The 12,157-nt window shown below is 72.1% G+C and carries 10 protein-coding genes; all 10 read right to left on the reverse strand.

Features of this window, described 5'->3' with window-relative positions:
- Positions 1-11: 11 nt before the first annotated feature.
- The 10 genes from folE to dacB all read right to left on the reverse strand — a co-directional run bounded on the left by folE (position 12) and on the right by dacB (position 12,138).
- Complete coding sequence (gene folE / locus A3CE_RS0120325) at positions 12-617, reverse strand: GTP cyclohydrolase I FolE (protein WP_020641950.1); 606 nt, start codon at positions 615-617, stop codon at positions 12-14.
- Positions 595-2,988: an ATP-dependent zinc metalloprotease FtsH gene (gene ftsH / locus A3CE_RS0120330; protein WP_020641951.1), complete on the reverse strand. Its 2,394-nt coding sequence runs from the start codon at positions 2,986-2,988 to the stop codon at positions 595-597. The genes folE and ftsH overlap by 23 nt, the downstream gene beginning before the upstream one ends.
- 201 nt (positions 2,989-3,189) lie before the next feature.
- Positions 3,190-4,017 carry an ESX secretion-associated protein EspG gene (locus A3CE_RS0120335; protein WP_020641952.1) on the reverse strand — a complete coding sequence of 276 codons (828 nt, stop codon included), beginning with the start codon at positions 4,015-4,017 and terminating at the stop codon, positions 3,190-3,192.
- A gap of 164 nt (positions 4,018-4,181) precedes the next feature.
- Positions 4,182-4,967: an ESX secretion-associated protein EspG gene (locus A3CE_RS0120345; protein WP_020641954.1), complete on the reverse strand. Its 786-nt coding sequence runs from the start codon at positions 4,965-4,967 to the stop codon at positions 4,182-4,184.
- Between the two features lie 56 nt (positions 4,968-5,023).
- Positions 5,024-6,430 carry a hypothetical protein gene (locus A3CE_RS0120350; RefSeq protein ID WP_020641955.1) on the reverse strand — a complete coding sequence of 469 codons (1,407 nt, stop codon included), beginning with the start codon at positions 6,428-6,430 and terminating at the stop codon, positions 5,024-5,026.
- A gap of 19 nt (positions 6,431-6,449) precedes the next feature.
- Entirely contained in the window at positions 6,450-6,815 is a 366-nt protein-coding gene (locus A3CE_RS0120355; RefSeq protein ID WP_020641956.1) for a hypothetical protein, read from the reverse strand.
- A 209-nt stretch (positions 6,816-7,024) separates the two neighbouring features.
- Positions 7,025-7,576 (reverse strand): hypoxanthine phosphoribosyltransferase, encoded by a 552-nt coding sequence (gene hpt, locus A3CE_RS0120360; RefSeq protein ID WP_020641957.1) that lies wholly within the window; start codon positions 7,574-7,576, stop codon positions 7,025-7,027.
- Between the two features lie 3 nt (positions 7,577-7,579).
- Positions 7,580-8,539 carry a tRNA lysidine(34) synthetase TilS gene (gene tilS, locus A3CE_RS0120365; RefSeq protein ID WP_020641958.1) on the reverse strand — a complete coding sequence of 320 codons (960 nt, stop codon included), beginning with the start codon at positions 8,537-8,539 and terminating at the stop codon, positions 7,580-7,582.
- Entirely contained in the window at positions 8,536-9,546 is a 1,011-nt protein-coding gene (locus tag A3CE_RS0120370; protein WP_020641959.1) for a zinc-dependent metalloprotease, read from the reverse strand. Before A3CE_RS0120370 ends, tilS begins: the two co-directional genes overlap by 4 nt.
- 93 nt (positions 9,547-9,639) lie before the next feature.
- On the reverse strand, positions 9,640-12,138 hold the full coding sequence (dacB, locus tag A3CE_RS0120375; RefSeq protein WP_020641960.1) for a D-alanyl-D-alanine carboxypeptidase/D-alanyl-D-alanine endopeptidase: 2,499 nt from the start codon (positions 12,136-12,138) through the stop codon (positions 9,640-9,642).
- Between the last annotated feature and the right edge of the window lie 19 nt (positions 12,139-12,157).

Below are 12,157 nucleotides of genomic sequence, written 5' to 3' on the forward strand. Positions count from 1 at the left end.
AAGCCCGACGCTCACCGGCGTGCCTTGATGAGATCCAGCGCCTCCGCCCGCGACGACGGCGAGTTCTTGAGCTGCCCGCGGACGGCGGAGGTGGTGGTGCGGGCGCCCGGCTTCCGGATGCCGCGCATGGCCATGCAGAGGTGCTCGGCCTCGATCACCACGATGACACCGCGCGGCTCCAGCTTCCGCACGATGGCATCGGCGACCTGGGAGGTCAGGCGCTCCTGAACCTGGGGACGCTTGGCGTAGAGGTCGACGAGCCGGGCCAGCTTGGACAGCCCGGTGACCTTCCCGGCGGCGTTCGGGATGTACCCGACGTGCGCGACGCCGTGGAAGGGCACCAGGTGGTGTTCACACACGCTGTACATCGGGATGTCCGTGACCAGCACGAGTTCTTCGTGGGCCTCGTCGAAGGTGCGGTCCAGCACCGAGTCCGGCTCGGTGTACAGGCCCGCGAACATCTCCTTGTACGCGCGGGCGACCCGGGCGGGAGTGTCCTTGAGACCGTCCCGCTCCGGGTCTTCGCCGCACGCCAGGAGGAGCTCGCGGATCGCCTTCTCCGCCCGGTCCAGGTCGAAGACCGGGCGGTCGGCGCTACTGGGGCTTGTCTGGTCCATCCACGTCACGACGCTCCCCCTCGCTCTGCTGGTTGCCGGCTTGGTCGGCGAACCAGCCATGCTCACGAGGGCGTTCGTCACCACCGGGGCGCCACGACTGGCCCGGCTGACCGCCCGGCGAGGTCGCGGGGGTCCAGCCCGGAGGGGCACCGTAGTTCGGCGGGCCACTCTGGCCCGCCGGGCCACCCGGCTGGCCGCCGTAGTTCTGCGGCCAGTGCGCCGTGCCGTTGGGGCCACCGTTCGGGCCGCCGTAGGGACGGCCGCCGTTCGGGTAGGCGCCCGGCGGGGCGTACGGGTTCGCGTTGGGGTCGACCGGCGACGGGTACGGCGGTCCGCCGGGCAGGTCGCCCGCGCCCTGGGCCGTGCCGACCGGGGTCGGCTCCGGCTTCAGGACCGGCTTCGGCTCCTTCTCCGGCGGCGGCCACGGCTCGCCGCGCTCCATCGCCAGCTCGCCCGGCGTCTTGATCGGCGGCTTGTCCGACGGCGTCCGCTCACCGAACTCGTTGAACACGGTGATGTGCGGGCGCTTCTCGACCGTCGCGAAGATCCGCTCCAGGTCCTTGCGGGTCAGCGTCTCCTTCTCCAGGAGCTCGATGACCAGCTCGTCGAGCACGTCGCGGTAGGTGTTGAGCACGTGCCACGCCTCGGTGTGCGCCGTCTCGATGAGCTTGCGCACCTCCTCGTCGATCTCGTGCGCGACCTCCAGCGAGTAGTCCGCCTGCCGCCCGGCCGACCGGCCGAGGAACGGGTCGCCCTGCTCCTGGCCGTACTTGACCGCGCCGAGGCGGGCGCTCATGCCGTACTCGGTGACCATCGCGCGGGCGATCTTCGTCGCCTGCTCGATGTCCGACGACGCGCCGGTGGTGGGCTCGTGGAAGACGAGCTCCTCCGCCGTGCGGCCACCCATCGCGAAGACCAGCCGCCCGATCATCTCGGAGCGGGTCATCAGGTCCTTGTCGTCCTCGGGGACGAGCAGCGCGTGCCCGCCCGTCCGGCCGCGCGGCAGGATCGTCAGCTTGTAGACCGGCTCGATGTCCGGCATCGCCCACGCGGCGAGCGCGTGCCCACCCTCGTGGTACGCCGTGATCTTCTTCTCCTTCTCGGAGATGATCCGGCTCTTGCGGGCGGGGCCACCGACAACGCGGTCGACGGACTCTTCGAGCTCGACATCGCTGATCACGTGCCCGTTCTTGCGGGCGGTGAGCAGCGCGGCCTCGTTCAGCACGTTGGCCAGGTCGGCGCCGGACATGCCGACGGTCCGCTTGGCCAGGCTGCCCAGGTCGGTGCCCTGCGCGATCGGCTTGCCCTTGGCGTGCACCTCGAGGATCGCGCGACGGCCGCGCATGTCGGGCGCCGACACCGGGATCTGCCGGTCGAACCGGCCGGGGCGCAGCAGCGCCGGGTCGAGGATGTCGGGCCGGTTCGTGGCCGCGATCAGGATGATGCCGCCGCGGGCGTCGAAGCCGTCCATCTCGACGAGCAGCTGGTTCAGCGTCTGCTCGCGCTCGTCGTGCCCGCCGCCGAGGCCGGCGCCGCGCTGGCGGCCGACCGCGTCGATCTCGTCGACGAAGATGATGCACGGCGCGTTCTGCTTGGCCTGTTCGAACAGGTCACGCACTCGCGAGGCACCGACACCGACGAACATCTCGACGAAGTCCGAACCGGAGATCGTGTAGAACGGCACGCCCGCCTCGCCGGCGACGGCTCGCGCGAGCAGCGTCTTGCCGGTACCCGGCGGCCCGTAGAGCAGCACGCCCTTCGGGATCTTCGCGCCGAGCGCCTGATATCGCGCCGGGTTCTGCAGGAAGTCCTTGATCTCGTACAGCTCTTCGACGGCCTCGTCGGCACCCGCGACGTCCCCGAAGGTCGTCTTGGGCATGTCCTTGTTCAGCTGCTTGGCCTTGGACTTGCCGAAGTTGAGGACGCGGTTGCCGCCGCCCTGGGCGTTGTTCATCATCCACATCAGCAGGCCCAGGACGAGGGCGAGCGGGATGGCGAAGATGAGGATCTGCGTCAGCACGCCCTGCTGGGTCACCTTGGTGGTGAACTTGATCGGCTGGCCGCCGGTCTCCGCCTTGATCAACGAGTCGTAGATCGGGCGGGTGGCGTCCGACGGGTACTGCGAAATGATCTGGGTGACCTGCTGGCCGTCGACGTCGACAGGCTTGATCAGCAGCAGCTTGAGCTGCTGCTCCTTGTCTTCGAGGCTGGCTTCCTTGACGTTGTTCGAGGTGATCTGGGAGTTCGCCACCGAGATGGGTGCTTGGGTGTACCCACGATCACTGTCGAAGATCGTGTTGTACGCGAACAACGCCAGCAACCCCGCGACGATCCACAGCAGTGGGTTCCTGAGCACGCTCTTCCGGTTCATACGACTCGGCCCTGGTGGCCTCGACCCTCCCTGGTTGGGCGGCTCCTGTGATACCCGCCATCACGATCTTGACAACCGATGGTGCCTGGACACCTGCCCATCAGGGTACCGTCCGCTGCCGCGTTCATCCCCTGTGAGCCTCTCGCTGGTCAACGGGCGATACCGCCCCGGGGTTCCCGGCGGGTGTCCGCGTCGTTAACGCTATCGCGTGCCGTCCGACACACTGCTCACCATCTCGCCCAGCCGGGTCCGCAGCGTCTTCGGGTCGGCGGGGGCGACCGTGACCCACTCGCGGCCGTCCGTACCTGCGCGGGAGACGCTCAGGTAGCGCCCGGTGGCGGTGTCGAACCAGGCCAGCACACGGGATCGTTGCTTGGCCCCGACCGGTGAACGGCTGTTCGCTGCCAGCTGACCGCCCCGCTGCCGCGGCTGCCCGGCGAGCCGGCCGTAGGCCTCGCGCGGATCGGCCGTGACGCGTTCGCTCAACGGCGTCCGGCGCGCCTTGCCACGGCGTTTGTCTTCTTCCTCACCCTGGTTCGACGGCAGCGACACGGGCACCCGGATCGGGGCGGTGCGCAGCGCGTCGTCCAGCGGAAGTGTGACCGATGCCTCGCTGCCGCGCGGCCCGGCGGGCAGCACTCCGATGACCGCGGACACCAGGGCGTCCGGCGGGACGTCCCGCAGCCAGATGCCGTCGGCGTCCTGGATCGCGAGGACGCCCTTGGTGTCGTCGGCCGCCGCGAGCACGCCCACGGTGGGGGCCTCGAACTGCGGGATGTGCAGGGCGTCGATGGTCAGCGGGGCGAAGGCCAGCAGGTGCAGGGCGTCCTCGATCGGCGGCGCGAGCCTGCCGCGCGGCTCCCGGATGCCACGGGCCTTCAGCTCGACGTCGGCGCGGTGGCGCAGCGAGACGCGCTCGTCCTCGGTCGCGCCGTGCGACCGGACGACCAGCGGATACGGCAGCTCCCCGACCTGCGCCGACTCCCAGAGGAAGTCGAACGCCAGCGGCGAGAAGAACTCTTGCATCATTACTCTCCCGGATCGGACTCTTGCTCAGCGTAGCCCGCACCACCGACAAAACGGGATCGTTCCGGTGGCGAGCAGGGCACGTCCGAAGAACCCCGCGTCCATGAGGGGCACCCTCATGGACATAAGAGCCATGAGGGCGCCCCTCATGGCAAACCCGAGGCCAGTCACACGGTGCTGGTCGTCGCGGCTCCCGCGAGCATCTCGCCGAGGCGGTGACGCAGGGTGGCAGCGTCGGCGGGGGCGATGGTGATCCAGTCCCGGCCGTCGCGGCCGCGGCTGGCCTGGGTGAAGTAGCGGCCGGTCTCGGTGTCGAACCAGCTCAGCACCGGCGTGCGCGTCCGGCCGCCCATCCGGGTGCGGGCGTTGGCGCCGATCTGGCCACCCCGCAGCCGCGGCTGGGCGTTCAGCTTCGCCAGCGCCTTGCGGTCCTCGTCGGCCGAAGCACGCTCGTCGCCGTTGCCGCGGCGCTGCAGGAAGTCGACGCCGTGCGGGCCGACCAGCTGCTCCAACGGCACTGTGACCGACTTCTCACTGCCGCGCGGAGCACCCGGAAGCAGCGAGACGATCGCGCTCGCGAGCCCGTCGACCGGGCACGGCTGCAGGTGCAGGCCGCGGGTGTCCTGCACGGCCAGCAGCCCCTGGCCGCCCAGCACGGCGGCGACGGCGAGGAGCGGTTCGGCGTCCGGGGCGATCAGCTGGACGGCGTCCAAGCTCAGCTCGGGAGCCGCCAGCACCCCGAAGTAGTCCTCGATGTGCGGTTCGGGCCGGCCGCGGCCGTCGGCGAGCCCACGCGCGGCAAGGCCTTCCAGGACTCGACGGCGCAGCATCGACCGCTCGTCGACGGTCTCGCCGTGTGAGCGGACGCGCAGCGGGTACGGCAGCTCGCCCAGCCCGGCGGACTCCCACAGGAAGTCCACCTCGACCGGGGTGAGCAGCTCAGCGGTCGGCATCGAGCCACCCCCAAGTGAAGGACGAGCCGGGCGCGCGGTGCGCGCCCGGCTGCGGATCAGCGGTCTTCGTCGTCCTCGGACCACGCGCCGATGACCGGCGGCGGGGTCGCCTGGTTCGCGCCGAAGGCCTCGTCCGGGTCCGCCTCGATGAGGAAGGACGCGTGCGTGTGCTCCTCGTCCTGCTCCGCGTGGGCACCGTGCGGGGCCATGCCGCCCATGCCCGGGTTCATCGGCGGCGGGGTCTGCCCGCCGATGGTGCCCGCCGGCGAGACGACGCCCTGCTGCGGCGCCTGAGCCGACGCGGCGCTCTGCCCCTGGCCATCGGCCGACGCGAGGGTCGTGTCGTTCTTCGCCTTCGCGCCGGACTTGCTGCCGGAGCCCAGCGCCCGCGACGCCAGCGCGCCGAGACCACCGGCGAGGCCGCCGATGCCGAGGCCCATGCCGACCTTGCCGAGCGGGTTGCTGCCACCGTGCTGCGCACCGCCCGGAGCGACCTGGCCCGCGCCGGTTCCGACGCCGGTGCCAGTGCCAGTGCCGGTGCCCGCGGCCGTGCCGCCCAGCGCGTCGCCACCGAGCGCGGCAGCGGCCTCGTGACCGAAGCCCCCGGCACCGTGGGTCGCGTTCGGGCCGACCGCGGTGTGCTGCGCGCCGAACGCGCCGCCCTGGCCGCCGAAGCCCGTGCCGCCGGAAGCGAAGACCGCGCCACCCGCGCCGCCGGGCAGGCTCTGCACCTGGCCCGCGCTGCCGACGGAGTCGATCCCGGTGAACGAAACGGAGTTGTGCGAAGCGGTCGGCTTCATGCCGAGCGACTCCGGGCCGAAGCTCGGGGTCGAGCTGTCGACCTCGCTCATCGCCTTGGTGTAGGCGTTGAAGAAGGCGACCTGCTGTGCCTTGACGTCGTTGGCCGCGTCCGCCTGCACCTTCTGGTCGGCGATCAGCGCCGCCGGGCCGCCGGCCAGCGCCGCGGCCATGGCCTGCTTCGGGTCGTAGTCCTTCGGGGCCGGCATCTTCTTGACCTCGGCGGCCGCCGCGGCCTGCCGGGCGAGCCGGTCGGACATCGTCTGCGCGGCCTCGGACGCCTGCGAACCGGAGTTGGCGATGGCCACCAGCGAGCCCTGCGCGCCCGCGGCACCCTTGCCGACCCACGCGTTGCCCAGCTCGGCGATCGCGTTGTACAGGTGGTCGGACGCCTGCTTCAGCTCGTTGCCGTGGTGCGCCCAGGCGTGCCCGGTCGTCTCGGCCGTGCCGGGGTCGTTGTTGTTGACCGCGCCGTTGTACAGCTCCTGGCTCGCCTGCGCGTTCCAGTTCGGCGGGTTGGCGATCGCGCGGTCGCTGCCCATGTCGAAGCCGTCGGAACGGCCGCGGGCGTCGGCGACGATGTTCTGCGACGCCGAGTTGTCGCCGAGCTGGACGACCGAGCCCGGGTTGCCGCCCGACGGCTGATCGGTGTGGTTCGGAGCCATGACGAGTTCCCCTCTGGACTCAGGCGTTGCGGAACGGGTCGGCGGCGGCCTGGTCGATCTCGTGATACCGGGACATCGCCGTGACGATGCCCTCCTCGGCGGCGGAGTACTGGTCGAGCAGGTTCTGCAGCGCGGCGGCGTAGGAGTCGCCGCCGCCGTCCGCGCGCTGGACGAACTTCGCGGCCATCGCCTGGCCGACCGGGTTGTCGCCGAGCTTCGGCGGCTGGGCGAGCGTGCCCGCGCCGGCGAGCAAGGCTTCGACCGCGTCCTTGCCGGTGCGGATCTTGTTCAGCACGGTCTGCGCGGCGTCGGGGTCGATCCCGACCTGACCCGCCGCGGCCGCGGCCTTGAAGGCGTTCGCGTCGGCAGCGCTGCTGTTCCCCATCTGCACTCTCTCCCGTTCCCCCGACCCGGTTCACCGCGGGCACGATTGGTCTTCGCATAGGTTAACGCACGTGATCAGAGCCTATGACGCAAACAGCGAGCCCGGGGTTCCGCAAATCCGGTGGTTGCGGTGAACGGTCGGTGACAACCGGGGCTCCGCCCCAGGCCGGGGGCTCCGCCACCCGGAGCCCCCGAAAAGCTCGCGGTGAACTACGCCGTGTACACCTTCGGGTCCAGCGTCCCGATGTACGGCAGGTCCCGGTAGCGCTCGGCGTAGTCGAGGCCGTAACCGACGACGAACTCGTTGGGGATGTCGAAGCCGATGTACTTCACCGGCACGTCCACCTTCACCGCTTCCGGCTTGCGCAGCAGCGAAACGACCTCGAGCGACGCGGGGTTGCGGCTCGCGAGGTTCTTCAGCAGCCACGACAGCGTCAGGCCGGAGTCGACGATGTCCTCGACGATCAGGACGTCCCGGCCCGCGATGTCGCGGTCGAGGTCCTTGAGGATCCGGACGACGCCGGACGACGACGTCGCCGACCCGTAGGAGGACACGGCCATGAATTCCAGCTGCGTCGGCAGCGGCAGCGAACGGGCGAAGTCGGTCATGAACATGACCGCACCCTTCAGGACGCCCACCAGCAGGAGTTCGCCCTGCCCGTCGGCCGGATAGTCGGCGGCGATCTGCTCCGACAGCTCCGCGATCTTGTCCTTGATCTGCTGCTCGGTGACGAGCACGGAGGCGATTTCGCCCTCGTACACGGGTCATTCCCCTCGGGTGGTGGGTTGGGAGATGACGCAGAGCCTGCCATGCGCCCGGCGCGCTTCCAAGTTGCCCGGCAACCAGACGCCGCCCTGACCGCGCCACCGGGAGACGAGCGCGTCGACCGCGCGGAGGTGGGCGTCCGTGAGTTCGCGCACGTCCGACGCCAGCAGCCACCTGCGGAGAACCCGCCGCCGGACCGCCGCGGGCTCCGCCGTCAGGACGCCCACATCCAGCCCATCGGGGCCGCCCGCGCGGGTGAAGATCTCCTCCGCCAGTGTGTCCAACGCCTCGTTGTCCTCCCGCAGCTGCGCGGCCGTACGGGCGAGAGCGGCGGCCACCCCGCCGTTGAGGACGTCTTCCAGGAGCGGCAGGACTTCGGCGCGCAGCCGGACGCGGGTGAAGCGCGGCTCGGCGTTGTGCGGGTCGTCCCACGGCTCGACACCGAGCTCGGCGCAGGCCGCCCGGGTGGCGGCGCGCGGGACGGCGAGCAGCGGACGGCCCCACGGCGGGTCGTGCGGCCGCATGCCGGCGACGCTGCGCGGGCCGGAGCCGCGGCCGAGCCCGAGCAGGACGGTTTCGGCCTGGTCGTCGAGGGTGTGCCCGAGCAGGACGAGGTCGTGGCCGGCCAGTGCCCGGTACCGGGCCTTGCGCGCGGCGGCTTCCGGCCCGCCGGGGCCGGTCACGTCGGCCCGGCGCACCTCGGTTTCGTCGGCGCCCAAGGCCTTCGCCGCGGCGGCGGCGTCACGCGCGATCTTCGCCGAGCCGTCCTGCAGCCCGTGGTCGACGACCAGCGCGCGGACGACGTGCCCGCGGTGGTGGCCGACGTACGCGGTGGCCTCGGCCAGTGCGAGGGAGTCGGCGCCGCCGGAGACCGCGACGCACAGCTCCGGCGGCGCGTCGACGGACTCCAAGAAGGCGCGGACGGCCCGGCGGACGGCCGCGACCGCCGGCCCGGTCATCCGTGCAGGCGCCGGACCCACGCCGCCGGATCGGAGATCTCGGCGCGCGACGGCAGGGTGTTCGGCGACCGCCAGACGGCGTTGAAGCCGTCCATGCCAACGGCGTCCACGACGTGCTTCGTGAACTTTGCGCCTTCTTCGTACTGACGGATCTTCGCGTCGACGCCGAGCAGCGCGCGCAGCAGCCGGTCGAAGACGCCGCCGCCCTTGCGCCGGGTCGTGAACCGCTCGCGGATCGTGTCGACGCTCGGCACGACCTGCGGGCCGACGGCGTCCATCACGTAGTCGGCGTGCCCTTCCAGCAGCGTCGAAAGCGCCAGCAGCCGGTCGAACACCGCGCGCTCCTTCGGCGACTGGAGCAGCTCGGCGAGGTTCAGCTTCGGCCCCTGCTTGATCGCTTCTGGCAGCCGGCCGACCAGGTCGGAAAGGCTGTCGGTGCCGCCACCCGCGAGACCCGAGACGAGCCGCTCGACCTCGTCGGCGAAGTAGTCGCGCAGCCACCTGACCGCGGTGAACTGCAGCCGGTGGGTGCACTCGTGCAGGCAGACCCAGAGCCGGAAGTCGTGGCCGGGCACGTTCATCGCCTGTTCCGCGGCGACGACGTTGGGCGCGACCAGCAGCAGGCGGCCTTCCTTGTCGGGCCCGCCGAAGGGGTCGTACTGGCCCAGTACGCGGCTGGCGAGGAAGGCCAGCACCAGCCCGGTCTGCACCCCGGCACCGCCGGCCAGGATCGGACCCAGCGGCCCGCCCTGCTGCGGCAGCGCCCGCCCGGTCAGCGCGTCCAGCCCGGCCGCTGCGGAACGCACCCAGCCGGGCCGGTCGACGACCTCGCCGGGCAGCAGCGGCAGGTCGAGTCCCAGGTTCGTCAGCTGCCGCACGTGCCCCTCGGCCTCGACGGTCAGCTCGCGCAGGTCGGTGACGGCCGCTTCGGCCTCTTCGCGCGGGACCTGCGGGCCACCGCGCACCAGCAACGCGCCGGTCTGCGCGGCGATCGCCCAGTCGACCATGGGCCGGGTCTGCGTTTCCTGACTCACCCTTCCGACGCTACCCGGCCCCGACGGGTTTCCGGCCACGATCTTCGTACGGTTCGGCGTCCTCCGCTACGCACAACCGCACTTGCGCAGGCTGGTCGCGAGGGCGTCGATGGCGTCGCGAGCCGGGTCCTGGTCGGCGCCGCCGGACATGAACGCGAACACCAGCACCCGGCCGTCCTGGTCGAGGACCAGCCCGGCGAGGGTGGTCACCGCGGTGAGCGTGCCCGTCTTGGCGCGTACCCAGCCGCGGCCGGCCTGCGACGCCGGCGTGTCGAACCGCTTGTCGGCGAGCGTGCCCGAGCCGCCGGCCACCGGGAGGCCCGCCAGCAGCGGGCGCAGCTTCGCCGTGCCCGGGTTCTTGCCCTCCGGCGCCGCCGCGGCCGCCAGGACCTGGACCAGCGCGCGTGCCGGGATCTTGTTCTCCGTCGAGATGCCGCTGCCGTCGGAGAGCTTGACGCCGGAGACGTCGAAGCTGTGGTCCTTCAGCACCTTGAGGGTCGCCGCGGCGCCGCCGGCGAAGCTCGCCTCCTGCCCGTTGGCCAGCGCGACCTGCCGCGTCAGCGCCTCGGCGAGGACGTCGTCGGACAGCACCATCATGTCGGCGACGAGCTCGGTGAGCGGGGCCGACTTGACCTCGGCCAGCACCTTGGCGTCCTTCGGGGCGGTCGCCTGACCGCCGGCCGAGGCGCTGAGCTTCGACGCGATCGTCCCCGCGAGCGCGCTGCCCGCGTTGGCGATGCGCTGGGACCCGTTGTTCCGCGCGTCCGTGCGGCCGGCGTCGGCCATCACCGACGAGATCTGCGTGGCGAACGTGGACGGCGCGTCGCCCGGCTCCCAGCCCGGCGCGGTCGTCGCGCCCTTGAACAGGCTCAGGTCGACCTGCACCTTCTTGACGCCCGGGTGGGCCTTCTTCACCTGCGCGACGAGGTCGTCGACGTGCGCGGCGCCCGGGTACAGCGGCGAATCGGTGCCGATCGGCAGCGCGGTGAGGGTGGGGTCGCCGCCGCCGACGAGGATCACCGTGCCCGGGTCGGCGCCCTGCACGATCTTCGTCGAAAACCGCGTGTTCGGGTCCATCGAGAGCAGCGCGGCCGCACCCGTGAGCACCTTCGTCGTCGATGCGGGCGTCACCGGCGACGCCGCGTTGTGGTCCCAGAGCACGGTCCCGGTCGCCGGGTCGATCACGCTGCCGGTGAGCTGCCCGAGCGCGCTGTTCCCGGCCGCCGACGCCAGCGCGGACTTGACGCCGTTCGCGGTCGGTGCCGGCCCGGCGGTCGCCGGTCCCCGCAGCTGCCGCGTGGCCGCGACCGGCTCGGGCAGGTCGCCCTTGGGCGCGTTCGGCGCCCACGGCAGGCCCAGCCGGTTCGCCACCTTCGGCGTCGCCGCGGCGACGCCCGCTCCGGCCAGTACCAGCAGGACGATCACGACGAGCGCGATCACCTTGCCCTTGCGCCGCTTCTTGGGCGGCCCGGCGGACGGCGTCTCGGCCGCGGGCGGGGCCGGTGGCTCGGCGGGTGGCTCGGTCCGCGGCTGCTCGCCGCGGGGCTGCTCGGCCCGGGGCTGGGGCTGCTGCTGGAAGGCGCCGGGGAACTGCGTGGGCCGCTCGATCCCGATGGTCGCCTCGGCGTCGAACCGCTGCCCGTCCGGCTCGATCCGCTGCGGCCGGGCCAGCGACCCGGCGGACGCCGAGGGCACCACCCCGCGCGGCGGCTCCGGCGGCAGCGCGGAACGGCGGTCGCCCGGTTCGGCGGTGCGGTCGTCCGGCAGCTCGAGGCGCTGGGCCCAGGGCGCGTCGGGACGTTGCTGCCGGAGCTCTTCCGTCCGCTGCGGTGTGTCGGCGCTCTGAGCCTCTTCGCGAGGCGGGGTTTCTCCGCGGCTCAACTGCTCTTCGCGGCGCTGTTGCTCGTCACGCCACAACTTCAGCTCTTCGCGCCACTGCTGCTGCGGCTCCTCGCGGCGGTCCTGCTGCTCGCCGGGCCAGACGTCGCGCTCGACCGGCACCAGCGGCGCCTGCTTCACCTCGATGTACTGGGTGCTCTCCGTGGCCGACGCCGGTGCGGCCGGCTTCTGCTCGGGCTGCTCGACCTGGATGTACTGGGTGCCTTCTTCGGCGGGCTCCGCCGCCGGAGTCTCCTTCGCCGCGGGAGGTTCCTCCGCTGCTGGGGGCTCCTTCGCCGCCGCAGGTTCTTCCGCCGCGGGAGTCTCCTTCACCGCCGGAGGTTCCTCCGCGGCCGAAGGTTCCTCCGCCGCCGGAGGTTCCTCCGCCGCCGGGGGCTGCTTCGGCGCGCGGCTACCGAGCCGGTCGGCCAGGTCCTGCTTGGCCGGGGTCGGCGGAGGTGCGGGCTCCTCGGCGGGCACGTTGAGCCCCGGGACCGGCTCGGGCGGGACGTTCGGCGCGAACCACGAACCCTTCGGGGCCTCACTGCCTGTGACCTTGGGCACGCCCGGGGTCTTCCCGGTGCTCTCCGGCGAGTCGGGCAGGGACATCGGAGTGGTCTTCCGCGCGCCCGACGACGAGCGGTCTTCGTCCGACGAAGGCCACATCGGCTGGTCGTTTTCCGGCACCCACCACTCCTTCTCACCT

It is taken from the genome of Amycolatopsis balhimycina FH 1894, assembly GCF_000384295.1.
In the GTDB taxonomy this organism is placed as follows: Bacteria; Actinomycetota; Actinomycetes; order Mycobacteriales; family Pseudonocardiaceae; genus Amycolatopsis; species Amycolatopsis balhimycina.